At 51.1% G+C, this 25,066-nt stretch carries 24 protein-coding genes; 12 read left to right on the top strand and 12 right to left on the bottom strand.

From position 1 onward, the window contains the following. The first annotated feature begins 15 nt into the window (after positions 1-15). Positions 16-651 (top strand): O-methyltransferase, encoded by a 636-nt coding sequence (locus tag DP091_RS22500; RefSeq protein WP_113060359.1) that lies wholly within the window; start codon positions 16-18, stop codon positions 649-651. A gap of 205 nt (positions 652-856) precedes the next feature. Here DP091_RS22500 and DP091_RS22495 read toward each other — a convergent pair whose 3' ends face one another. Beyond that, positions 857-2,068, bottom strand: a complete 1,212-nt coding sequence (locus DP091_RS22495; protein WP_113060358.1) for an MFS transporter — start codon at positions 2,066-2,068, stop codon at positions 857-859. 238 nt (positions 2,069-2,306) lie between these two features. Between DP091_RS22495 and hemE the strand changes: the two genes are divergently transcribed. The 7 genes from hemE (at position 2,307) to taeA (ending at position 10,087) form a co-directional block, all read left to right on the top strand. Next, positions 2,307-3,365 (top strand): uroporphyrinogen decarboxylase, encoded by a 1,059-nt coding sequence (gene hemE, locus DP091_RS22490; RefSeq protein WP_113060357.1) that lies wholly within the window; start codon positions 2,307-2,309, stop codon positions 3,363-3,365. 35 nt (positions 3,366-3,400) lie between these two features. Next, positions 3,401-4,342, top strand: a complete 942-nt coding sequence (gene hemH / locus DP091_RS22485) for a ferrochelatase (RefSeq protein WP_113060356.1) — start codon at positions 3,401-3,403, stop codon at positions 4,340-4,342. 138 nt (positions 4,343-4,480) lie between these two features. After that, a complete protein-coding gene (locus DP091_RS22480; RefSeq protein WP_113060355.1) occupies positions 4,481-5,797 on the top strand; it encodes a CapA family protein in 1,317 nt (438 codons plus the stop codon). Between the two features lie 32 nt (positions 5,798-5,829). Continuing rightward, entirely contained in the window at positions 5,830-6,603 is a 774-nt protein-coding gene (locus DP091_RS22475) for a glycerophosphodiester phosphodiesterase (RefSeq protein ID WP_113060354.1), read from the top strand. A gap of 4 nt (positions 6,604-6,607) precedes the next feature. Further along, positions 6,608-7,231, top strand: coding sequence for a fumarylacetoacetate hydrolase family protein (locus DP091_RS22470; protein WP_113060353.1), 624 nt, complete (start codon positions 6,608-6,610; stop codon positions 7,229-7,231). Positions 7,232-7,267: 36 nt separating this feature from the next. Next, positions 7,268-8,074, top strand: a complete 807-nt coding sequence (locus DP091_RS22465; RefSeq protein WP_113060352.1) for a DUF92 domain-containing protein — start codon at positions 7,268-7,270, stop codon at positions 8,072-8,074. A gap of 66 nt (positions 8,075-8,140) precedes the next feature. Further along, on the top strand, positions 8,141-10,087 hold the full coding sequence (taeA, locus tag DP091_RS22460) for an ABC-F type ribosomal protection protein TaeA (RefSeq protein WP_113060351.1): 1,947 nt from the start codon (positions 8,141-8,143) through the stop codon (positions 10,085-10,087). A 177-nt stretch (positions 10,088-10,264) separates the two neighbouring features. Here taeA and DP091_RS22455 read toward each other — a convergent pair whose 3' ends face one another. The 5 genes from DP091_RS22455 to DP091_RS22435 form a co-directional block, all read right to left on the bottom strand. Continuing rightward, entirely contained in the window at positions 10,265-11,299 is a 1,035-nt protein-coding gene (locus DP091_RS22455; RefSeq protein WP_113060350.1) for a M42 family metallopeptidase, read from the bottom strand. 39 nt (positions 11,300-11,338) lie between these two features. Continuing rightward, positions 11,339-11,665: a LapA family protein gene (locus DP091_RS22450; protein ID WP_113060349.1), complete on the bottom strand. Its 327-nt coding sequence runs from the start codon at positions 11,663-11,665 to the stop codon at positions 11,339-11,341. A 108-nt stretch (positions 11,666-11,773) separates the two neighbouring features. Next, entirely contained in the window at positions 11,774-13,564 is a 1,791-nt protein-coding gene (gene pepF, locus DP091_RS22445) for an oligoendopeptidase F (protein WP_113060348.1), read from the bottom strand. 202 nt (positions 13,565-13,766) lie between these two features. Further along, complete coding sequence (locus DP091_RS22440) at positions 13,767-13,949, bottom strand: hypothetical protein (protein WP_113060347.1); 183 nt, start codon at positions 13,947-13,949, stop codon at positions 13,767-13,769. Between the two features lie 3 nt (positions 13,950-13,952). Continuing rightward, positions 13,953-14,186: a hypothetical protein gene (locus DP091_RS22435; protein ID WP_071223114.1), complete on the bottom strand. Its 234-nt coding sequence runs from the start codon at positions 14,184-14,186 to the stop codon at positions 13,953-13,955. Positions 14,187-14,381: 195 nt separating this feature from the next. On the opposite strand from DP091_RS22435, the gene DP091_RS22430 reads away from it, so the two are divergent. Then, complete coding sequence (locus DP091_RS22430; protein ID WP_006211711.1) at positions 14,382-14,579, top strand: cold shock domain-containing protein; 198 nt, start codon at positions 14,382-14,384, stop codon at positions 14,577-14,579. Positions 14,580-14,671: 92 nt separating this feature from the next. Here the strand turns inward: DP091_RS22430 and DP091_RS22425 are convergent, their stop codons facing one another. Next, positions 14,672-15,862, bottom strand: a complete 1,191-nt coding sequence (locus DP091_RS22425; protein ID WP_113060370.1) for an MFS transporter — start codon at positions 15,860-15,862, stop codon at positions 14,672-14,674. A 242-nt stretch (positions 15,863-16,104) separates the two neighbouring features. On the opposite strand from DP091_RS22425, the gene DP091_RS22420 reads away from it, so the two are divergent. Together DP091_RS22420 and pfkA are read left to right on the top strand one after the other, a co-directional pair. Next, positions 16,105-17,187, top strand: a complete 1,083-nt coding sequence (locus tag DP091_RS22420) for a tetraprenyl-beta-curcumene synthase family protein (protein ID WP_071223113.1) — start codon at positions 16,105-16,107, stop codon at positions 17,185-17,187. A 21-nt stretch (positions 17,188-17,208) separates the two neighbouring features. Further along, positions 17,209-18,180 carry a 6-phosphofructokinase gene (pfkA, locus tag DP091_RS22415; protein ID WP_113060346.1) on the top strand — a complete coding sequence of 324 codons (972 nt, stop codon included), beginning with the start codon at positions 17,209-17,211 and terminating at the stop codon, positions 18,178-18,180. 190 nt (positions 18,181-18,370) lie between these two features. Here pfkA and DP091_RS22410 read toward each other — a convergent pair whose 3' ends face one another. The 4 genes from DP091_RS22410 to DP091_RS22395 all read right to left on the bottom strand — a co-directional run bounded on the left by DP091_RS22410 (position 18,371) and on the right by DP091_RS22395 (position 22,773). Beyond that, the gene (locus tag DP091_RS22410) at positions 18,371-19,747 is read right to left on the bottom strand and encodes an MATE family efflux transporter (protein ID WP_113060345.1); all 1,377 of its coding nucleotides are present in this window, start codon (positions 19,745-19,747) and stop codon (positions 18,371-18,373) included. Between the two features lie 261 nt (positions 19,748-20,008). Then, complete coding sequence (locus DP091_RS22405) at positions 20,009-21,196, bottom strand: putative glycoside hydrolase (RefSeq protein WP_113060344.1); 1,188 nt, start codon at positions 21,194-21,196, stop codon at positions 20,009-20,011. A gap of 388 nt (positions 21,197-21,584) precedes the next feature. Next, positions 21,585-21,779, bottom strand: a complete 195-nt coding sequence (locus DP091_RS22400) for a hypothetical protein (RefSeq protein WP_071223110.1) — start codon at positions 21,777-21,779, stop codon at positions 21,585-21,587. 172 nt (positions 21,780-21,951) lie between these two features. Further along, a complete protein-coding gene (locus tag DP091_RS22395) occupies positions 21,952-22,773 on the bottom strand; it encodes a YitT family protein (RefSeq protein WP_113060343.1) in 822 nt (273 codons plus the stop codon). 286 nt (positions 22,774-23,059) lie between these two features. Between DP091_RS22395 and cshA the strand changes: the two genes are divergently transcribed. Then, a complete protein-coding gene (cshA, locus tag DP091_RS22390) occupies positions 23,060-24,667 on the top strand; it encodes a degradosome RNA helicase CshA (RefSeq protein WP_083397743.1) in 1,608 nt (535 codons plus the stop codon). 194 nt (positions 24,668-24,861) lie between these two features. On the opposite strand, the gene DP091_RS31635 is transcribed toward cshA, so the two are convergent. Continuing rightward, positions 24,862-24,963, bottom strand: a complete 102-nt coding sequence (locus DP091_RS31635) for a sporulation protein YjcZ (RefSeq protein ID WP_194543886.1) — start codon at positions 24,961-24,963, stop codon at positions 24,862-24,864. Between the last annotated feature and the right edge of the window lie 103 nt (positions 24,964-25,066).

Here is a 25,066-nt window from a genome sequence, read left to right as displayed (position 1 = left end):
AAGGAGGCGGCTTCATTGCTTACGACCCCTGATGATTATGTTAACCAATTATACCCTGAAGATGAAGAGCTTCAGTTCGTGATAGAGGCCATTCGTGAGCATGGGATGCCGGAGGTGTCGGTGGCACCGGCATATGGCCGATTGCTGACCATGCTGGTACAGACAGCCGGCGCAAGGAATATTCTCGAAATCGGCGCCCTTGGCGGCTATAGCGGGATCTGTCTTTGCCGTGGGCTTCCTGCGGACGGCAAGCTCACCTCCCTTGAGCTTAAGGAAGAATACGCGCAACTAGCAGGCAGGCATCTGGAGAAGGCCGGATTCAAGGATCGGGTGGAGTACCGGATCGGTCCGGCTGCGGACAGTTTGGCCGCGTTGAAGCAGGAAGGACGAACATTCGATTTTTTCTTTATTGATGCGGATAAGGAGAACTATCCCCTATACTTGGATTATGCTTTGGAGCTAGCGAATCCGGGCGCTCTTATTGCCGGGGATAACTGTTTCTTGCGCGGCAGAACGCTGAACTCGGACAAGAACGGTCCTTCGGTTCAAGCGGTACGCCGGTTTAATGAAGTCATTGCGACGGACAAGAGGCTGGTCAGCACGCTGCTGCCTGCTTATGACGGGCTGATCCTTGCACGCGTTAAAGGATGAATCAACCAATAGCGAGCTGTGCTGGACGATAAGATAACCATTGGAAGGAGTGCAGCCATTGGACTGTCGACTGGAAGTCAGATTTAGGCCGGTGTATGAATAACATAACAAGGGCAGTCCTCGGGTCGATGAAGACCACGGGACAGCCCTTTGTTGTTTGGATCGGGGAGACAAGCCCCAGCTATAGATGACAAACTCCGGGAGATCAACGATATTTGGGCGAAGGCTTTTGCGAGAACAGCTTTCTTCTCACCCACATCATATTGATGATCAACAGACAGCCGGAAGTAATAAACAATCCTTCGATGCCGATGAAGCCGGATAAGAATCCGCCGATCACTGCCCCCAGCATGTTGCCAAGCGCTAGCGAGCTTGTATTGAAGCCGAAGGAGCGGCTTTCCATGCCGTCCGGCGTGTAAGAGCGAATCAGCGCGTTGACGCTTGGCAGCAGCCCTCCCATGAAGACGCCCATCATGAACCGTACGATAATCAACTGCCATACCGATTGAACAAAAGCTTGCGGAATCAGCGTAAGTCCCGTACCGATCAAGGCGTAGGTCAAGATACGGTGCGCGCCGACCTTGTCGCTGAGCTTGCCGAGAATCGGGGAAGCGATCATGTTCGACAGCCCCGTTACCGCCACAACGAACCCGGCCCATATCGCAATATCCACCGCGGTTCCATGAAGCTTCTGAACGTACAGCGGAAGCAGCGCCATGGGACTGATCATGGCGAATTGCAGCAGGAACGTGACGGCGAATAAGGCCGGCAGCTGCGGAATGTGGCTCAGATCCTTGAGCCCGGCGATAACCGAAGGCTGCGGCGCTTTGGCCGCCTGCTCGCGGTTGAAATTTTCCTTGACGAGGAACAAGGCAAGCATCGAAGCGGCAAAAATCAATCCGCCCGTGATATAGAAGATTGGCCGGAATCCGACCCAGCTTGCCATGAGTCCGCCGATCAGCGGACCGAGAATCGTGCCTGCAACTTGTCCGGACTGCATGATGCCCATCGCAAATCCCATTCGATTCTTTGGCGTTGTACCCGATACGAGCGATATCGCCGCAGGGTTAAATCCTGATATGGTACCGTTCAGCATACGCAGAACCAGCAGATGCCACGGATGGGTAGCAAAGCCCATGCACGCAATGACCAGCGCCATGCCGAAGCCGGAGCGCAGCAGCATGATTTTGCGTCCGTATTTATCTGCGACCTTTCCCCATATCGGTTGAAAAATGAATGATGTCAGGAAGTTGGCAGCGAATATTAATCCTGCCCATAGTCCTATTTCCCGATCTCCCACGACATTCAGGTCTTGCGCCAGATATAACGTTAGGAACGGGGTGATCATGGTCATCCCCGAGTTGACCAAAAACTGTCCGAACCAAAGCACAATGAGATTGATTTTCCAATTGGTCAATGTGCCCTTCACTTCCTTTCTAAGCTGTCGAGCCCGAATAACCCGGGCGAATTGTGGAACTACCCTAAAAATGCCGTTCTTCCAGTATAACATATTTAAAAAAGTGCCAAATGCTAACAATGTCATAAGATTGTCATGCGATTTTCATAGGATGTCCATGTAAGACGGTTGTTACTTACTTTTAAAAAGGGCATAATGAAATTTAGGAAACTTTATACACATTGATGGGGGCCTAATCATGACCTATAACGATCAATTCATTCGCGCTTGCCGCAAGCAGGAAGTGAACCACGTTCCTGTATGGTACATGCGTCAAGCGGGACGCTACGACCCGGAGTATCGAAAGATTAAAGAGAAGTACTCCTTACTGGAAATATGCAGTCAACCGGAGCTGGCGGCAGAGGTAACCCTGATGCCCGTACGGAAGCTTGGTGTGGACGCGGCTATTTTATATTCCGATATTATGAATCCCGTTGCCTCGATCGGGGTAGACTTCGATATTGTGAAAAATATCGGCCCGGTAATTGATAATCCGATCCGATCTGCGGCGGATGTAGAGAAACTGCGCCCGATCGATGTCGAGGGGGATCTTGGACATGTCCTGGAGACCATCCGGATCCTGGATAAGGAGCTGGAAGTGCCTCTAATCACGTTTGCGGGCGCTCCGTTCACGATTGCCAGTTATCTCATCGAGGGCAGACCATCCAAAAATTATCTTCGCACGAAAGAGCTCATGTACAGTGAGCCGAAGGTGTGGTTCTCGCTGATGGACAAGCTCGGGGATATGGTGATCGCTTATCTGCGCGCCCACGTCGCTAATGGCGGGAAAGCGTTTCAATTGTTTGACAGCTGGGTGGGGGCACTGTCTCCGCAGGATTTCCAAACGTATGTCCTTCCAACCATTAAGCGGATTTTTGCAGAGCTTCAGGACCTGAGTGTTCCGAAAATTTATTTCCCAGGCGTGAGCTCAGGTGAACTGCTGCCTACGCTTACGGATCTGAGAACGGATGTCATCGGTCTCGATTGGAGAGTGTCCATTGCAGAAGGACGCCGCCGTTTGGAGCATAAGTATGCTGTTCAAGGCAATCTGGACCCGACCGTTCTGACCGGACCGATGCCGGTCATCCAGCAGTATGCGAAGGCGATTATCGATCAGGGGATTCAGGAGCCCGGCTTTGTGTTTAATCTAGGGCACGGTTTATTCCCGGAGGCTTCGCTGGAGAAACTTCGTGAGTTGACATCATATATTCACGAATACTCCGCTCAGGCACTGCAGGCAGGTGCACAACGCTCTTAAATGTTGAATATTTTATTAGTCAGAGGTGAGATGGTATGAAGAACAAGATTGGCGTGTTAGTTATGTCCTACGGCACTCCGGAGAGCATGGAAGGAATCGAGAGTTATTATACCCATATCCGTCGCGGGAATAAGCCGTTGGAGGAGCAGCTTAAGGAGCTTACTGACCGCTATGAGGCGATTGTGGGGGGCGTGTTCCCACTCCGGGAGAATACCGACCGACAGGTACGCACGCTGCAGGATACATTAAATGCGGATCCTCGCGCGATCGATCTTGAGTTTGTATGCTATCAGGGACTGAAGCACGCTGCTCCTTACATCGAAGATGGTGTTGAGCAAATGGTGCGGGACGGCATTAAGGAAGCGGTCGGCATTGTGCTGGCTCCTCATTACTCCACGATGAGCATCGGATCCTACGTGAAGCGCGCTCAAGCGAAAGCGGATGAGTTGGGACTTCAGATCTCGTTTGTGGAGAGCTATCACAAACATCCGAAACTGATCGAGGCCTTTGCGGACCGGGTGTCCGCCAAGCTGAACCAGTTCGAGGAAGCCGGGGCTGACCGTGACAGCGTGCGAGTGCTGTTTAGTGCTCACAGCCTCCCGGAACGCATCTTGTCCATCGGAGATCCTTATCAGGATCAGCTGCTTGAGACATCCAAAGCCGTAGCCGAACAGGCAGGCGTCAAGCAGTGGCAGTTCACATGGCAAAGTGCTGGCCGGACGGCGGAGCCATGGCTCGGTCCGGACATTCTGGATACGCTGCAAACGCTGAATAAAGAAGAGCAGGTCGAGGATGTGCTGGTTGCGCCGGTCGGTTTCGTCTCGGATCATCTTGAGGTCCTGTACGATCTGGATATTGAAGCCAAAAGCATTGCCAAGGAAATGGATATGCGGCTTGAGCGCATCGACTCCTTGAACAGCGATCCGCTATACATGGAAGCGCTCAGCGATTCCGTGATCACCTTGATCGGTCTGTAAATCCGCTATTACGGGAAAAATAGAATACTTAGATGATGGAACTCCCCGGTGACGGGGGGTTCTATTCTTTATAGGGAAGCTGGTATAATGGGGGGAGCGACTTATTATGCGAGCTTATAAGGAATAAAGGAGTGACCTATGCATCTGTCACGATCTGAGAAAAGCAAGGCCGAGAAAAAGGCCCGTAAGCAGCGCACCGGACAGGTTTGGATCATACTTAACTTATGTCTGATTTTTATGATCGCTGCTTTGCTTGTCTATCATTTTAAATTTAAGGAAGATCCTGTTCAGCAAACGGCTTATCCGCCCGGTATGCCGGAGTTTGGCATGGAAGGGGAGCAGGCGGGTAACCCGGGTTCCGGACAACCAACTGACGGCGAGGGGACGGATTCGCTGCCTCCGAAGACGACGGAGATCGGCAACCCCTCAGATTCCGATATGACCGAGCTAGAAGGCAGCGCAGCAGATGATCCCGCCGATTCCGATCTCGCCAAGCGGGCGGTCATGCATTTTGCCGGGGATACCCTGTTTTCGGGCAAAGTGGAGGATGCGCTGAAGAACCACGGGTACGATTATCCATACAAGCATCTGGGTACTGCATTCCAAGAGGATGATCTGACCGTGCTTAACCTGGAAACGCCGGTTACGACCGGAGGCGTTGGCGCCGCCAATAAGAAATTCGTATTCAAGTCCTCACCGGACGTATTGCCGGCTCTCCGAGATGCCGGGGTAGAGGCCGTTAATCTGGCTAACAATCATATCCTAGATCAAGGACAAGAAGGACTTCTGGATACCTTGAAGCATTTAAAGGACCATGATATCCGTTATGTGGGCGCAGGACGGAATGAGGAAGAGGCTTTCGCGGCCCAGTATTTCGAGCTTCAGGGCATGACGGTTGCGTTGCTTGGATTCAGCCGTGTGCTTCCGGAGACGACCTGGTACGCACTGGAGAACAGGCCCGGGGTGGCCGGGGCTTATGACCATGTACTGCCCAAGGCGGTTGAAGCGATCAACGCGGCGCGTTCCAAGGCCGATCTGGTGGTCGTGGTTGCCCATTGGGGAGAGGAGCTTCATAAAACGCCAAATGTTCATCAGATTAATCTGTCACGTGCATTTATTGACGGTGGAGCCGACCTGATTATCGGCGGGCATCCCCATGTGCTGCAGGGATTGGAGCAGTACAAAGGCAAGTGGATTGCTTATAGTACCGGTAATTTCATATTTACGAAATCGTCGAATGAAGATACGTGGAAAACAGCCGTATTCCAGGCATCATGCAGTAAGCAAGGAGACTGTGACTTGAAGCTGACGCCTTACCGTACGGAGATCGGACAGGTCATCCCGCTCGAAGGCAAAGAAGCTGAAGCCTTGCTGAAAGAGGTGGAGAAGCGATCCGTCGGCGGCGTCAAAATAGCGCTCGATGGTAAAGTTGTCGCAGGCAAGGCTGCGGAGTAATTCTTTAAACCTTACATCAAGGAGGTCCCACCATGAACAATTTATGTGTGGCTCACCGGGGGTTTTCCGGTAAAGCACCTGAAAATACGCGCGCAGCCATTCAGATGGCGATGGATGAGCCCTTCGTGCATTGGATGGAAATTGATGTGCAATTGACTCAGGACGGGGTCCCTGTCGTGATACATGACTATAGCGTGGACCGGACCACGACCGGGAAAGGCAAGGTGAAGGATCTGACCTGGCAGCAAATCCGCAGGATGGACGCCGGAGAATGGAAGGGACGCCAATTCAGGGGAGAGCAGGTTCCTTCGCTGGATGAAGTCTTGCAGCTGGTCAAAGGACGATTGAAACTTAATATCGAACTTAAAACGAGCGGCGACATGTATCCAGGCCTGGAGAAAGCCGTTCTGGAGCGGATTCATGCCCACCGGATGCTGTCGGACGTGGTGCTTACTTCTTTTGAACCGAGAGCCTTGATGAAGGCCAAGGAATTGGAACCTGACGTAAAAACCGGACTTATTATCGATGCGCATCCCCGCAATTTGCTGGCCCGCTTGAAGCAAATGAAATGTTCCTTTTTATCGATCGGCTATTCCCATCTGGATGCGGCCTTTGCGTCGGATCTGGTGAAGAACGGCATTACGCCCATGGCCTGGACGGTGGATGATGCGAAGAGCATGAGATCGCTCGCACGAATGAATCCCGCCATCATGATCTGTACGAACCGTCCCGATACATGGGGGCAGATTTTTGTCCATAAAATTGCACCCAAAGTTCCATTCTGGCGAAGAAAATGGAGGTTTTAATATTATGTGTGCCCTAGTGAATAACGTTTATTGTGTAGGTCGTAATTATCAATTGCATGCGGCGGAGCTTGGCAATGCCGTTCCGGAAGAGCCGATGATATTCCTGAAACCCTCGCATGCCGTCGTTCCATTGGATGGCAGCGTGCTGAAGCTGCCGTTGGACCGCGGCAGTCTTCATTTTGAAGGGGAGTTAGTTATCCAGCTCGCAGAGGATTATACCCCAGGCAAAAGTGTTGACGAGCTTGTAAAAACGATGGCCCTTGGCATCGACTTCACGCTGCGTGACGTACAGTCGGTCATTAAAGAAAAGGGACATCCTTGGACGGCGGCAAAAGCGTTTAAATCTTCCGCGCCGCTTACGCCATCCATTGCATTTCCCGGGATCGCGAAGCTGGCGGATATCGATTTTACCGTAAGGAAGAACGGCGAAGAGGTGCAGCGCGGGAATGCGAAGGATATGATCTTCTCCCTTCAGCGCATCATCGATTACATCGGCGAGCATTATGGACTTGGCCAAGGTGATTTAATCTTCACGGGTACGCCGGCTGGCGTAGGACCGACGGAATCCGGCGACGTGTTCGAATTGTTCTGGGGAGAGGTCCGTCTGGGCCGCTGCGAAATCGGGTAAACGGATATATGCTTTAACACATGGGAGGGGTCACAGATGGATTGGCTGATCGGAGCGGCAGGCGCCTTTATCGTGGCAGGAGCCGCGTACAGGAAACGATCACTATCGGAATCCGGAGCCGCAGCCGCTATTCTGATGGGTACCATTTATTATGGAGCAGGGAACGTGTTTTGGTTCGGGACCCTGCTTCTTTTTTTCATTACATCCACACTGCTATCCCGGTACGGGAAACAGCGGAAGGCAGACCTGGAGAAATCCTATGCCAAGACGGGCCGGCGGGATGCGGGTCAGGTCTTCGCCAATGGCGGCATCGGCATGGTGCTGTGTCTGTTAAACGTATGGATTCCGTCCGAGCTGTGGGTATTCCTGTTTATAGGCGTTATGGCTACGGTAACGGCGGATACCTGGGCCACTGAGTTAGGCAGCCTTAGCCGGAAGCCCCCGCGTTCCGTGTTGAACGGCAAGGTGCTGACCGCCGGGGAATCGGGCGGCGTGTCCTGGGTCGGCTCCACGGCAGCAGCGGCAGGGAGCATATTGATTGGGGCAGGCGGATGGCTGCTTGCCCGATGGAGCGGCATGGATGCAGAGCTATTGCCGTATGCCCTGGCAGCCCTCGCCGGCGGATTGGTTGGAGCCTTTGCCGATTCGTACCTTGGAGCGACATTACAAGTGATGTACCGCTGCCGTGTGTGCGGCAAATCGGTGGAGGTGTCGCATCATTGTGGTGAAGATACCGTGCGTACGCGCGGCGCTGCGTGGATGTCCAACGATGCAGTCAATCTGGTCAGTTCGCTTCTCGGCGGAGCGGCAGCTTATGGGATTGCCGTGCTGATTGCGTTATAATGTATCCATCTTACCGATGAAACAAACGATCAACGAAATCTATAGATGTAAGTAGGGATCATAACAATGAATATTTTGACCGTCGAACAGGTAACAAAAAGCTATGGAGACAAAATTCTGTTTCAAGATGCATCCTTCGGAATGGAGGATCAGGATAAAATCGGCATTATCGGCGTGAATGGCACGGGGAAATCCACATTTCTGCGGGTCATTGCGGGGCTGGAGCCACCCGACTCCGGTAAAATATCGATGGGCAATCGCATCCGGGTTCGTTATCTGGCGCAGAATCCGGAATTTGATCCGGACAAAACCGTCCTGCAGCAGGTGTTTGAGGGCGATCTTCCGGAGATGAAGGCAGTGCGGGAATACACCGAAACGATGGAGCTGCTGGAGCTGCATCCAAGTCATGAGGAGCTCCAGCAGAAACTGCTGAAGCTCAATCAGACGCTGGATACGCTGCAGGCATGGCAGCTTGAAAGCGATGCGAAAACCATCCTGTCCAAGCTGGGGATTCGGAATTATGAAGCGAAGATGGGGACGCTGTCGGGCGGCCAGCGTAAGCGGGTGGCATTAGCCGCCGCCTTGATTCAGCCTTCCGACTTGCTCATTTTGGACGAGCCGACCAACCACATTGACAATGAATCCGTTGCCTGGCTGGAGCAGTATTTGCAGAAGCGCCGCGGCGCGCTGCTCATGATTACGCATGACCGGTACTTTCTGGACCGGGTGGCCAATGTTATGCTGGAGCTGGATCACGGACGGCTGTTCCGATATGAGGCGAACTACAGCCGTTTTCTGGAGCTGAAGGCAGAACGCGAGGAGCGTGAAGCCGCTTCCGAGCAAAAGCGCCAAAATTTGCTGCGGAGCGAGCTTGCTTGGATTCGCAGAGGTGCCAAAGCCCGAACGACCAAGCAGAAGGCGAGAATTGAGCGCTTCGAGAATCTAAGGGATCAGGAAACGGTACACAGCTCCGGTGAACTGGATGTCTCGGTCGCTTCAACTCGCCTGGGACGCAAAATTCTGGAAATCGAAGGTCTGCGGAAGAAAGCCGATGACAAAATACTAATACAGGAATTTTCCTATATCGCCGTTCCAGAGGATCGGATAGGTATCGTAGGCCCGAACGGCAGCGGCAAATCCACGCTGCTTAATCTGATAGCCGGGCGACTTCAGCCCGATGGCGGAGAAGTGGTGCTCGGACCGACGGTCAAGCTCGGTTATTTCACGCAGGAGCATCAGGAGATGGACGGCAGTCAGCGCGTGATTGAATATATCAAGGATGAGGCCGAGGTTGTCCGCACGGCGGACGGTTCGACGATTACCGCAGCTCAGATGCTGGAACGCTTCCTGTTCCCGCCCTCGCTGCAGTGGACGCCGATTTCGAAGCTGTCCGGAGGCGAAAAGCGCCGCTTGTATCTGTTACGGGTGTTGATGAGCGCACCGAATGTGCTGCTGCTCGATGAACCGACCAATGATTTGGACATTCAGACATTGTCTGTCCTGGAGCAGTATTTGGATGAGTTCCCAGGCGTCTGTATCGCGGTATCCCATGATCGCTTTTTCCTGGATCGAACGGTGGATAAGATTATGGCCTTTGAAGGCGCCGGTCGAATTCGTGTCCATGTCGGCTCTTACAGCGAGTATGCGGAATGGATGCAGCGTCACGGCGGTGAAGCTGCCGGGAGCAAGGCGGAAGCATCCATTGCCAAATCTGCTTCGGGAAGCAATGATGGCACGGACAGCAATCCAGCTAAAGAAGCGCCGCGTGAGCGCTTGAAATTCAGTTACAAAGAACAGCGGGAGTTTGAGCAGATTGACGGGCTTATCGAGGATACTGAGAGCAAGCTGGCTTCGATTCAATCCGAGATGGAGACCGCCGGCAGCGACGCCGCTCGGCTTCAGGAGCTGATGAAGGCTCAGGAGGAAACGGAGCGTGAGCTGGAGCATCTGATGGAACGCTGGACCTATCTGAACGAGCTCGCGGAGAAGATTGAACAGAGCAAGAAATCGTAAGGATTCACGCGATCCATAACAAAGGGGCGTCCCCAGGCATAATGCCTTGGCGGGACGCCCCTTTGTTATTATAAGGTTTCATCGAAGCAGAGCGTTTAGATCATCGTAAGAACAACATACTCTGATCGTTGATGATCTTCTGTGAAAATACATCGACAGACGTAGTTTATGAAGGATTCATCTAACGTAGGCCGCCAGCAGCTTTACGGTGTTAAGAACGGCTTGTTTATGCGTTCTTTCCATCGCATGGGATGCATGGACGCCGGGACCGATCAGCGCGGCCTTAATGTTGCTGCCCGCGGAAAGCGCTGCAGAAGCGTCAGAGCCGTAATGAGGGTAAACATCCACCGCATACGCAATGCCTTCGCGTTCGGCCAGCTGGATCAAACGGCTGGTCATGTCATAGTCATAGGGACCGGATGAATCCTTCGCGCAGATGGAAACATCGGTTTCCTTGCAGCTCAGGTCATCGCCGATGCAGCCCATATCGACCGCAATCATCTCATTGATGTCGGCAGGAATGTAAGCTGCGCCATGTCCCACTTCTTCATAGTTCGAGATGAGAATTTTTACATTGTGTTTAGGTTTCCAGTTACCTTGCTTCATGCTTTCGAGCAAGCCGAAGAGGGCAGCAACGCTGGCTTTGTCATCCAGATGGCGCGATTTGATGTAACCGCTTGGCGTAATGACCGCACGGGCATCAAAGGAAACAAAGTCTCCCACCCCGATGCCGAGTTTCTTCACCTCATCGGCCGACTCCACCATTTCATCGATCCGGACCTCCATATGGGATTCCTGGCGCTTGAAATCGCGTGCATCGCTATATACGTGAACCGAAGGATGCGTGGACAGGATCGTGCCCGTATATTTCTTGCCGCTGCGGGTATGGATGATGCAGTATTCATTCTCAATGCTGTTCATCATGTATCCGCCAACGGAGGTAAGACGGAGCGTGCCCTCAGATTTCACGGCACGAACCATTGCGCCAAGCGTGTCGACATGGGCGCTCAGACCGACCGTACGGCTGCCGTCTTGTCCTGGAACGGACAGAACGGCGCCGCCTTTTTCATTCCATTCGAGCGAGACATCAAGCGCTGCGGCTTCCTGTTCGATCCGCTTCATGATGTCATGGGTATATCCGGTAGGGCTCGGTGTATCGAGTAGTTCTTTTAGCAGGTTCAGCACGTAAGTTTCATTCGGTTGTATCGTCACTAATTGTTCAGCCTCCTTGGTTCAATCGAACAGCCTTCCCTATTCAGCGGGGGCGTCCTTCTGTTCTTTCTTGCTTTCCTCTTCAGCAGCTTGCACTTCAGGGGTGTATCCCGTAACTTCACGGATATGTATAAGTTGCTCGGCTAACGAACGGATCTCCTTCTGCATTTGATATTGACGGTAAATGCCGAACGTGCCGACAATAAGTCCCCCGATCAGCGAGCACCCGATAATGAGCAGAATCAGCGGTACATTGACTGTGCCGAATAATAGATTCACTGCGACCGGATTGACATTGATGACGGCGAATGCAGCCGTAATCAGGGCAAACAATAAGGCTGCGATTAGCGACCATTGTATTTTCATGGGGAACACCTCCTTCCTCCAAACAGTATAAAATCCCTTGCCCGTAAAGGGCAAGGGATTTTATTCCACTGGTCAATTGAGATACGCTCATACTGCCATAGCGGCTGCTTATTTGGTCAATTGCTCCATTTGGCTGATGATGTCTTCAAACACGCTCATCGCTTCACGAATCGGCTCCGGTGAGGACATATCCACGCCAGCCTTCTTGAGAATGTTAATGGAGTAATCGCTGCCGCCGCTCTTCAAGAAGCCGAGGTAACGGTCAACGGCAGGCTGGCCTTCCTCCAGGATTTGCTTGGAGAAGCTGGTCGCAGCCGAGAAGCCGGTCGCATATTTGTATACATAGAAGCTGTTGTAGAAATGAGGAATTCGGGCCCATTCCATCCCGATCTCCTTGTCTACCTGCATGCCTTTACCGTGATATTTCACGTTCAGCTCATAATAGATGTCGGATAGATCCTGAGGAGTCAGGGATTCGCCGCTCTCCGCGCGTTCATGCACAATCTTCTCGAACTCGGCAAACATCGTTTGACGGAATACCGTGGTCCGGAATTGATCGGCATAGTAGGTGAGCAGGTACATTTTCTGCTTCGGATCCTTGGCGTTTTTCAGCAGGTAATCCATCAGCAACGCTTCGTTCGTGGTAGATGCCACTTCAGCCAGGAAGATGGTGTACTGGGCGTCACGGTATTTCAGAGCGTTGTCGGAATAGTAAGAGTGAAGCGCATGACCCATCTCATGTGCAAGGGTAAACATGCTGTTCAGGTTATCTTTATGGTTCAGAAGCACATATGGGTGGGTGCCATAAGCGCCCCAGCTGTATGCGCCAGTCCGTTTGTTCTCGTTCTCATATACATCGATCCAGCCGTTGTCATATCCCGCCTGCAGGCTGCTCAGATAATCTTCGCCAAGCGGCGTCAGGCCTTCCTTGGTCATTTGCTTCGCTTCTTCGTAAGTGATATCCCACTTATACTCTTCTACGAGCGGTGCGAACAAATCGTACATGTGAAGCTCATCCACGCCCAGCAGCTTTTTGCGGAGCTCCATGTAGCGGTGGAGGAGCGGCAGGCTTTCGTGAATGGTGTCGATCAGGTTGGTGTAGACTTCCTTCGGTATGTTATCGCCGTAGAGCGCCATTTCCAGAACGGAAGCGTACTTGCGCACGCGGGAATAGAAAATATTTTTGTTTACATTGGCATTCAGCGTAGCCGCAATCGTGTTCTTCTGCTTGCCATAGGTTTCGTACACGGCTTTGAAAGCACGCTCGCGAACCTCGCGGTTCGAACTTTCCAGGAATTGGATATAGTTGCCGTGCGTAAGCTCGACTTCCTTGCCGTCCTCGTTTTTGATTTTCGGGAATTTCATATCCGCATTGTTCAGCATGCCGAAAATGGTCTGCGGCGCAGAGGAGAGGTTGCCGACTTGGGCCAGCAGCGCTTCTTCGGTCTTGGACAGAACATGGGCCTTCTCCCGTTTCATTTCGGACAGCGTAAACTTGAATTCCTTGAGGGTAGGGTCCTCAATCAGTTTGTCAAGCTCCGTTTCGGACAAGGACAGAATTTCCGGTGTGATGAAGGAGAGGGCTTCTCCGGCTTCGACGTTCAATTTTTTGGCTTTGGCAGATAATGCCTGATATGTAGGGTTTGCTGTATCCTCATCATGATGCATGTGAGCATAAACGTATAAACGTTCGGCATGATATGAGATTTCGTCCTCAAGCTCGAAGCATTCCTTAATGGAAGCCGCGTTGGTTAACTTGCCTTGATAATCGGCTGTGCGTTTCAGAAGATTCTTCAGCTCCGCATAGCTCGCATCCCATGCCTTCTGGTCAGCGAATAAATCTTCAAGCTTCCATTGATGCTCTTTAGGGACATCAGCGCGTTTTAACAATTGTTCCATGGAAATCCTCCTTGAATGATATGGATTAGTTGGAGTCCGGGTTCCTTCAGATAAGACCTCGTTGCGGGCAGTCGATAGAGCGATCAGGCTGATTGCAATCGTAATGCAGAGCACCTTGGCGCCTCTCATGGCATCATACCTCCTCGAATTGAAGCATCCGAGCGATAGTATGCCGCCTACCCGCCACTTTAATCCTATAAATTTACGAGGAACCCAGATTCAAGAAACTGTATACAATAAGGTAAAAGGCAAACAAGATGAAGGCGACGGCAATCAGGGCCATCCCCTTCCTCAGTCCCGGCGGTATCTTATCCCGGTACATGATCATGACGGCACCGAGACTGAACGCGAGAATAATGAAGATGACAATATTCGTATAATCCATTCGTTACACCTGCTTAAAAGCAGCCATCATTTCTCTCCACTCATCTTCCCGGCCTTCAAAATCTGCTTTGGGAAAACGGTTTTGAGCCCAGTGCATCAAGGCTGGACGACTCAGAAAGGTATGAGTCTCTTCACCCCACTGGTCAGAAATTTCGCGGAGAACGATGTACCGGCCCTGAACTTCAACCGTCATCATGTTCCACTTGTCTTTTTTGTATATTTCATGTTTTTTGATCATATGCATTCTCCGTTTGCTACTTAGGCTTTTGGGTAAATGATAACGCACAGGCGGGCGTAAAAGCAAATATTCTTCTGTTAAATAGTGGCTCAAAAAAAGCCCCTTAGGGCGAATTGACGGATTGCATTGTCAGAAAACATGGGATATAATATGGATATTCGCCATAGATGGCGGTATTTTTAGGAGGTTGTTCATTTGAAAGGTACAGTTAAATGGTTTAACGCAGAAAAAGGTTACGGCTTCATTTCCGTTGAAGGTGGCGAGGATGTATTCGTACACTTCTCCGCAATTCAAGAAGAAGGCTTCAAGAGTTTGGAAGAAGGTCAAGCGGTTGAGTTCGACATCACTGAAGGTAACCGTGGTCCTCAAGCAGCCAACGTAACAAAACTGTAAGTTAGCTCCCAATACGGAGATCTTATAGAATTACCAAGGCATGAAGCACAGTTCTCGGTTTAGAGAACTGTGCTTTTTTGTATTCCGATGGGTCAAGCGCTGATTCCGCCGACATCCACATCCTCCGGCTTGGCAAAAAGGTGCCGGTAAAGAAAACCGAGGCCGGCGACAAAGGCCAGGAGGGCTGCGAGCTGGTAGAAGGCCGGTCTTCCCGCCGCTTCGAACAGCTGGCCGCCGAAGGCTCCGCTGAGAAGTCCTGAAACGCTTGACCAGAAGATAATGAATAGAGCCATGCCGGTCGCGCGGTACTGCCAAGGAATGATCCTTGTAATATAGCGCACGGCGGTTACATAGAACACGCCGAAGGTAATGCTGTGAAGCGATTGAACCGCAAGCACGGACAACGGATCAGCCGCAAGGGCCATGAGCAGGAAACGGAGCGCGAACATCAGGCTTGCAAAAGTCAGCAGCGGCAGCTCCTTCATCTTGTCGCCATACTTGCTCAGCAGGAAGAAAATCGGGATCTCGCTGGCAGCCGAGACCATCAAGGACCAGCCGATGAGTCCTTCGCCCGCTCCAAGATCGGATAAGGTAAGCGTAAGAAAGGCTTCATTCATACGGTGGGCGATGGCAAGACAGAAAGTGCAGCCGAAGAACCACAATATTTCTTTTGAGCGCAATATTTTGAGAAGGGCTCCCAGCTCGACAGGCTCCGACTTGGCAGCAACTCCGTCGCGGAGAAGAAACGAGCAGAGCAGCGTGAATACGCCGATGCCGATGCCGATAGCCAATGTGGCCGACGCACCCGCGGCACTGATGGCATATCCAATGGCAAGCGCGAAGAACGCGTAGCCGAGTGAGCCGAATACGCGAATAACGGTAAAGCTGCGTCCGTACCTCTGTGCCGTTTGGATGGCCATCGTATCCGCCAGGGGATAGACCGGATAGTAGAAAAAATAAAATAAACTGATCGTAATCAATACTACGCCGAAGCTTGCAACCTGCCATAAAACAAGCATCGTGACAAGCTGACCGATAATGAGAATATTCATGATGCGTTTGATGGTCCGGTATTTGTCACTGGTGTAACTCCAAATCATGTTGGAAAACATGGATATAAGCGGGCCGATGGCGTACAAATAACCGATCTGCGCGCTGCTGAAGCCGATTTCTTTGAAATATAGCGGAAAATAGGATATGACAAGGGCTGTCGTGCCAAATATCGTAAACATAAAGGCGCGCAGCCAGTTCTGATCCGGTCTGGGCGTAGCGGGAAGTTTCATGCTGGGGATCTCCGTTCTTTTCACGAACCCGGCGTAGATAACGTTATTCGTGAGGTTCATGGTCTGTTATTCAGCTCCGACTAGTATATAACAAATCGCAGAATGGAGATAGATGGATTATAAGACGCGTTTACTGACATAGGCGTCAATGATTTGTGTTATTTGTGCAAAATCAACGATCATATTATAATAAGTTTGATTTGGATAGGTATAAAAAGACAACCATGTGGAGGCAGAGTTCATTGAATAATCAAGAGCTAAGCCGTAAGGTTCCGCGCAGTCCGGTCGGGCTGATGAGCCGGGTGTACAAATTCATACTCCCGGAAGTGCGGATCGAATTGGAGAAGTGGCGCCGGGAGGCTGAGCAAATTCCGGATGAGGAGCTACGAAAGCAGGCACTGGCCAGTATAGATACCAAAAGATTTCACTGCCAGGGCGGCGCGGTGTATGCCGCAGCCAATCTGCCGGAGAAGCATATTCTCATTCCATTGATTGTAGCTTACCAGACAATTAGCGATTATCTCGATAATTTATGTGACCGTAGTACTTCGCTGGACCCAGCGGATTTCAGACAGCTCCATCAGTCGATGCTGGATGCCGTTTCGCCTGAGACCGAGCCGGCCGATTATTACGCCCTCCGGACCGAAAGGGAGGATGGAGGCTACCTTCTCCGTCTTGTGCAGAAATGCCGGGATTGCATCGGTCAATTATCAGGATATGAAGCGGCAAAGCCCTACATAAGGGATTTGGCTGGGCTGTATACCGATTTGCAGGTATACAAGCACATCCATCCGGATAAGAGGGAAGCGGCATTGCTGGAATGGTGGTCCCAGCATGCCCACCGGACACCGCATCTGCGGTGGAACGAGTTCGCGGCAGCAACGGGATCGACCTTGGGCGTGTTCATGCTATTCTTGGCTGCAACCGATCCGTTTCTGGATGACGAGGATGCATCGTCCATCCATGCGTCTTATTTTCCGAATGTATGCAGTCTCCACATTATGCTGGATTATCTTATTGATCAAGACGAAGACAGGCTGGGCGGCGATCTGAACTTTTGTAATTATTACGAAGATGCCGATACGATGCTGAACCGGATAGCTTCCATTGTTGAGTGGGCCCGGAAGGATGTCAGAACAATTCCCTCGACCCCTTTTCATCGTATGATCATTGAGGGGTTACTGGCGTTATATTTATCCGATCCAAAAGTCAGCGAGCAGCAACTGGTTCGCTCTGTATCCAAGCGTTTGATGAAGAAGAGTCCGATGACCCGGATCTTTTTCTACGTCAACAGCCGATGGATTCGCAAGCATAAGCATGAGTGACATTGAAGGAGGAAAAGAAACATGGCAGAGGTTAAAAAAATTGCAGTTCTTACAAGTGGTGGCGATTCGCAAGGGATGAACGCGGCGCTTCGCGCCGTTGTGCGCAGCGGTCTGTATTATGGTCTTGAAGTATATGGAATTCAGCGTGGTTACCAAGGACTTCTGGAGAACGACATCGTCAAAATGGATCTTCGCAGTGTAGGGGACATTATCCAGCGCGGAGGCACGATCCTTCGTTCCGCCCGCTGTGAAGAGTTCAAGACGGCGGAAGGACAGCAGAAGGGTGCCGACATTCTGAATCAGCACGGCATCGACGGTTTGGTCGTTATCGGAGGGGACGGCTCTTACCACGGGGCGAACAAGCTCAGCAAACTCGGAATCAAAACCATGGGCCTTCCGGGCACGATTGATAACGATATTTCCTATACGGACTATACAATCGGCTTTGATACAGCCGTGAGCGTTGTTGTAGACGCCGTTAATAAATTGCGCGACACGATGTCTTCCCATGCGCGCTCGTCCGTTGTAGAGGTTATGGGACGCCACTGCGGCGACATTGCTCTCCATGCGGGCCTTGCTTCAGGCGCGGAGACTATTCTGGTGCCGGAAGTGGAGTACAACCTTGATGAAGTGGCAACCCGTTTGCGCGAGAATTTCGCAAAAGGCAAGCGTCACAGCATCATCATCGTAGCGGAAGGTGTCGGACGCGGTGAGGACATCGTATGTGATCTTAAAGAGTGCCATGCCTCGATCGACGCACGGGTAACGGTGCTCGGACATATCCAGCGCGGTGGAGCTCCGACTCCGTTTGACCGCAACCTGGCAAGCCGTCTTGGCGATTTTGCGGTTCGCAGTCTGATTGACGGCCAATCCGATAAAGGATGCGGCATCATCAAGGGCGAGCTGGTCCTCACGGATATTGACAAGGTCGTTAACACGAAGAAAGAATTTAACCGTGAGCTTTACGATTTGGCATTGCGGTTGTCCCAATAAAATTAAGACACGTCCTAATTTCTGACGAGAAGCAAAAAGACCGTCTCTCATTGCAGAACGCATTCTGCATGGAGACGGTCTTTTTGTAGCGGTAAGAAATCAGAAACTTCAGAGGCTTGCCAGCCATATTTCGCAAGTAAAGCTCCCGCAGAATACGGTCTGCCTTCTCTGAGAGGTACGTCGACTGACGTTAGGATGCGGATCGGGATGGAGCATGTACCTGGCGTGCGAACTTGCGTTGAACTTTGACCAGACGCATGAGCATCAGGGCAGCGCCGACGGCAAGGCCCGTGATTAACCCGATCCAGTAGCCGAAGGCTTGCCAATCGGTGTAGTTGGCGAGCACATAACCTACGGGCAGACCAATCACCCAAAACGACAGAAAAGCGAGCATGAAGGCGACATTAACGTCTTTATATCCCCGCAGCGCTCCTTGGGTAGGCGTGGCGATCGCGTCCGAGATCTGGAAGAAGATCGCGAACAGCAGAAACTGCTGGATCAGCGCCACGACGGCAGGCTCGTTGGAATATAGTCCGGCAACCTGCCGGCCTGCCATAAACAGGATGACAGCCGTGATCAGCGAGAGGATAACAGCTGTGCTGATGCCGAGTTTCGCGTACTTCCAGGCATCCTTCATTCGTCCCGAGCCGGCCTCGAAGCCTACAAGGATGGTCAGACTCATGCATATGCTTAATGGCAGCATGTACAGTGTCGTAGCGAAATTCAGGGCGGCTTGGTGAGCGGCAATCGTTGCCGTATCAAAGCTGCTCATAAGCAGCGTCACCGCAGCGAAGACGGCGGTCTCAAGAAAGATGGAGAACCCGATCGGCACGCCGATTTTTAATAAGCTTTTCCATGCGCTCAATGAAACTCCCTGAAGCTGCCTGAAGATGCCGAATGAAGAGAAAGGGTGATGGTTATGGATGACCACGATGGCAATGATGAGCACGGTCCAGTACGTAATCGCGGAAGCGATACCGGCACCCACGCCCCCCATTCTCGGAAAGCTCCAGAATCCATAAATGAACAGCGCATTCAGGCCTACGTTCACCGGCAGGGTAATCAGCGTGATCACCATGGAAATTTTAGTTTGTCCCAGCGCATCAATAAAGCTGCGGAGTACGGTATAAGCGAACAGCGGAATGATGCCGACCGAGATGGCGGCCAGGAATTGGGAGGCAATCCGCCGAACTTCCGGCTCCAGGCTCATGGCTCCGAGAATGCTCGGTACAACGGCATACCCGATCGCAAGGACGATGATGGCAAGTAAGATGGACAGCCAGAGCGCCTGGTTCACTTGGTAAGCGACTTTCTGTTCCTGTCGCCCGCCAACGAGCTGGGAAACGATGGGGGTGATCCCCATCAGAATTCCGCTAAGGCCGGTTTGGACCGGGATCCAGATGCTTGTCGCGATCGCTACGCCTGCCAGGTCGACCGAGCTGAATTTTCCGGACATGTTGGTGTCGAAAAAAGTAATGGCCGATAAGGCAAGCTGCGTAATTAAGATAGGGATAAGAATGATTGCAAATTGCTTCAGCTTTCCCCGTGTTGTCGTGGTCGGTTGCATGTGTGATGTGCCTTTCTTATTGAAGTTTTTCGGACCCTGCCCCCATATTGTAGGGTTCTGCTATGATTGGGGACAATAACTGGCTTATTGAGCGTCGACCCAAAACTCAACCAACCGTTGAATGGGGTGCATCAATTTCGAGGATTGAGGGACAAACCAGCCTACCCATCATCATAGCATCTGCTGTCAAGAGAGTTCACCGAACTACTTGAATGCAGAAAGGGCCGGCGATGGCCGACCCTTTGCGAAAGGATAATTGAATTATTTATGAGTGACGCCTTCGGTATACCGATTGGAAGCATTCCAGAGTAAATATTCATCGACGTTTGTATCTTTGAGGGCGCGAATCTGTTCTTCGATTTCCTTTTTGCCGTACTTGGCATAATTGCCGCTTCCGAGCCAGCTTGCGGTAAAGTCCTGAATCCATGGCCGGATGATCGGCTTCTGTTCTCCCAGCTCTTCGAGTTTCTTGTGGGTATCTTCCATGGATCCCTTGATGGTCTGGTAAGGAGCCTTGTCGGGAACGGGGGAGCCGAACCAGCCTGCCGTGTAATGGCTTGGATATACCATCGGACTGATGATATCGACGTTTTTGGAAATTTTGACGAAGTCTTGGCCGATCCCTTCTGCCGCGGGTACCGAAGCGGCATACCCGAAGATGTCAACGGATACCCGTATCCCAAGCGGCGAGAGTTCTTCACGGGCATACTGCACGAAATCGGATACCACGTCCACGCGCGATTGATCCGTTTTGGTATACTTCAGGGAATCGGCGCGTTTTTCAAAGCCCTCCGGAAAACGGACGTAATCAAACTGGATTTCCTTGAACCCGAGCTTGGCTGCTTCCTTGGCGATCTCGATGTTGTAATCCCATACCTCTTTGCTGTACGGGTTAACGAAGCTGTCGCCCCCGCCATTGGTCCACACGCTGCCGTCTCCTTTACGGAAGGAAAGCTCCGGGTTTTTCTTGGCAAGTATAGTATCCTTGAACACGACCACTCGGGCGATCGGATAAATATCGTGTTTCTCCAGCCGCTTCATCAGCTGTTTGATGTCTTTGATAAAAGGCTGGGATTTACCGAGTTCCTTCAGCTTCGGATTATCGGTTTTGTACGTTATGTATCCTTCATCGTCCTTGATGTCAATGACCATGGCATTGAGATCGGTCTTGTCCATAAGATCCACGAGCTGATTCATTCTGGAGCCGCCTGCGCTATAAGCCGTTACATAAATGCCTTTGACTTTAGGAGCGTCAATCTGCGGATCGATTTCCGTCGTGTTTGGCTTGATGCCGGATTGGCCCTGACCTTGATTGTTCTTTTGGTGCATGCCCTGAATCACGGCGGTATTTAACGATGCCTGAAGTTTGGCGGTAAGATTGTTATCTTGCGGACTGGAACCGCCGAAGCCCGCGGACGCCAAGATGAATAAAGCCAAGATGATATTCATAATTACTCTCTCCCTTGTGTACATTCACATCATGATTATAAAGGAACGAATACCTTTAAAAAGAACAGGATTGTTACAATCGACAATAAATTGGAAACGGCGGGTGAGCGTACTTAGTTCATTAAACGGGTCAAGGGCGTTTTAAACGCTAAATATCGACAAATGCGGCAGGTGGCCGTGAATAACGTGTGAACAAGGGGAGTGACTAGCATCGGAATATAATACCTGTAAGAAGGCGGATAGCGTTTACATGCAGCTCTTACTGCTGGCGGGAATTGACGTGCTTATAGAATTTACATTTATCCATAAAAAAATGCCGTTACTCACCGGTGAAATTTACCGGAGAATAACGGCACTTGTCGTGCGATATTCACGTGTTGCATAAAAATTAATGAAGCGGCGTTTGGTTCTGATGCTCGCAAATGCTGAACTGAATGATTTCAAGAGCGTCCTCCTGCTCCAAGATACTCAGCCCGTCCCTAAGAACGATCATGGAATTCAGTTCGTTCTGCCTAAAGAACGATAACATTTCCGGGAACCACTTCATGACGATTTGTGACAATTTTACCGTTTCCATTTCCATAAAAATCACCCTTTCCTTCCAAATTGGTTAGGCAGGACGTTCTTTTGTAAAACGGAAAAACAATTAAAATTGGGCCAAAGCGATGCCCGGGAAACAGATCTCATGAATATTGTAGGAACCGCGCACAAATATTATACCACATATTTACCTCACCCTGACAGGTGGTAAATATTTAGTTCTTGCGGAATTGCCCCATGACAGCCGTGGTTTCCACGATATTAACAAAGGCCTGGGGATCTGTCTCTGTAATAATTTGTTTTAGCTCAGCCAGCTCATATCGCGTCGTGACGGTCATAAGCATATCCTTTTCTTTATGACTGAAGGCTCCCTCGGTTTTGATCTTGGTTATGCCGCGGGGGCGCTTAAGCAGCTTCTCCAGCAGGGCTTCCGTCTGGTTCGTTACAATAAAGACGGTAACCTTGATATGACTGACGTGGAGCATATCGACCATTTTTCCGGCAATATAGATGGAGGCCATGGAGGCAAGGGCCAGATTCCAGTCGTCCTCCAAATAAGCAACCGCCATAATGACGATGGCGTTCAGCGTCACGAGTACACTTCCAACGGGGAAGTCCCGATATTTCGTGACGAGGGAGCCGATAATATCAAAGCCCCCGGTGGAACCGCCAACCCGAAAGGAGAGGCCGGTGCCGAATCCGACAAGCACCCCGCCGAACACCGAGGACAGCAGCATGTCAGTCGCAACCGGTGTAACCGGAATGAGCTCAAGGAACAGGGTAGTCACAATAACCGAGAGGACGCTGAGACCGACGAACCTTTTGCCGAGCTTGAACCAACCGGTGATAAGAATCGGGATATTGAGCACAAAATACATGACGCTGATATTAAGCGGCGTGAAGTAGCCGATAATTAGGGCCACGCCGGAAACGCCTCCGCTGAGCAGATGATGGGGAATCAGAAACAAATTAAATCCGCCGGCGATAATGATGCCGCCGAACACGATCGAGAAATAGGTCCATAGACGCTTCAACATAGGAATCACCTCCCGGTTATTATGACTTCTTTAAGCTTGCTGGTATTCCAGAAATGTTTTGTGATATAATGTATTGGATATTCTTGAGTAGTCCGTTACATTGATAACTTTGCAAGCTTATCAGGATGATTATACATTAACCAGTCATCATACTGGTGATAAGAGAAATATACCGGTTCACCTCGTGCAGAAAATCCTGCTGGCCGGGAAAGCCTATAAACGTTACCACTACTTAAGAATACAGAGAAGAAAGTGGAAGTCCACAGATAGAAGGAGTATGAACCTATTGAAAAATTTCGCAGATTTTGGCTTGGAGCCGCGCGTGCTGCAAGCAATTACTGAACTTGGCTTTGAGGAAGCCACACCGATCCAATCCCAGTCCATCCCGATTGCTCTTACCGGCAAGGATATGATTGGACAAGCACAGACAGGTACTGGTAAGACAGCAGCATTCGGCCTTCCTCTTATCCACAAAATCGCCAAGGAAGAGGAGCGTATCGTCGCTCTGATTATGACACCGACCCGTGAACTTGCCATCCAGGTTGCTGAAGAAATCGGTAAACTGTCCCGTTTTAAAGGAATCCGTTCCTTGGCTATTTATGGCGGACAGGATATCGGGCGTCAGATCCGCGCTTTGAAAAAGAAGCCTCAAATTATTATCGGCACACCAGGTCGACTACTTGACCACATCAACAGAAAAACCATCCGACTTGACGATGTCCAAACCGTTGTATTGGATGAAGCGGATGAAATGCTGGACATGGGCTTCATGGAAGACATCCAGTCGATCCTGAAGCTTGTTCCTGAAGAACGTCAAACCTTGCTGTTCTCCGCAACTATGCCGGCTAACATTCAGAAGCTGGCATCCCAGTTCCTTAAGGAACCTGAGCATGTATCCGTTATTCCTAAGCACGTTAGTGCACCTCTGATCGATCAAGCATATATCGAAGTTCCTGAACGTCAAAAATTCGAAGCATTGAGCCGCCTTCTGGATATGGAGTCACCTGAGCTTGCGATCGTCTTTGGACGTACCAAGCGCCGTGTTGACGAATTGGCAGAAGCATTGCAAAAACGCGGATACTCGGCAGATGGTCTTCATGGCGACCTGTCCCAGCACCAGCGCGATACCGTTATGCGTAAATTCCGTGACGGAAGCATCGATGTCCTCGTGGCAACCGATGTGGCAGCACGCGGTCTCGACGTATCCGGCGTTACCCATGTTGTAAACTTTGACTTGCCGCAAGATCCGGAAAGTTATGTACACCGTATCGGACGTACAGGCCGTGCGGGTAAGGAAGGTACGGCTTGGTCCTTCGTGACACCGCGTGAGATGGATCATTTGTATTTCATCGAGCGTGTGACTCGTCACCGTATTCCACGCAAGCCGTTGCCAACGATTGCCGAAGCGATTGAAGGCAAACAACGTATCATCGCTGAGCGAGTGCTTGAAATCATTGAGCAGGGTGAATTGACCGAATACAAAGGCCTTGCGATTCAATTGCTGGAGCAGTACGATTCCGTACAGCTGCTGGCAGCTGCAATGAAAATCCTGACAGGCGACAAGAAGGAAGCATCCGATATTCATCTGACGCCTGAAGATCCGATCCGTGCAAAACGCCGGAAGCCGGACATCCGTAATGGTCGCAAGCCAAGCGGTGGCTATGGCGGCCGCAGCAGCGGCGGCGGATATCGCCGTGATGGCGGCAGCGGCAGCGGTGGTGGTGGTAACCGTGGCGGCTACTCCAAAGGCGGATACAACCGTGATGGAGGCGGCAGCAGTTATGGCAACCGCGAGGGCGGTGGCTACAACCGTGACCGCAACAATAGCGGTGACCGTAAACCTCGTTCCTACAGCGGCGGCGAGCGTCGTCCTAACCGGAGCGGAGACGAATAATATATACAAGTAATTTCTTCTGACTGAAGAAACCAAACATAAAAGACGAAGCAACTGCCCACGCCAGGTGGAGCCGCGCTTCGTCTTTTATTCATGTTTAAAGAAGATGCACCCAGGGTGCATCCCCTTTAAACTCGCAGTTTTAGAGCAATACCTAGCTGGTCTGTTTGACTTCATCATGATTCAAAGAGACATTAGATGTAGAATGTGCTGAGAATAATGACAAGGAGAATGAACAGAACCAGAACAATACCAACATTACTTCCGTAACCGTAACCGCCGCCTTCACAAGACATACATAATCCCTCCTCTTTAAATTTGGAAATTCAAGCTTGTTGAACGGATTACGTGATATCGTATGGAGAAACAGGGTCACTGGATTGGATAAACGCCCAGGTC

Source organism: Paenibacillus sp. MDMC362, assembly GCF_003269305.1.
GTDB lineage: Bacteria > Bacillota > Bacilli > Paenibacillales > Paenibacillaceae > Paenibacillus_AQ.
Note: the sequence above shows the minus strand (reverse complement) of the source record. Positions and strands in the feature narration are given on the sequence as shown.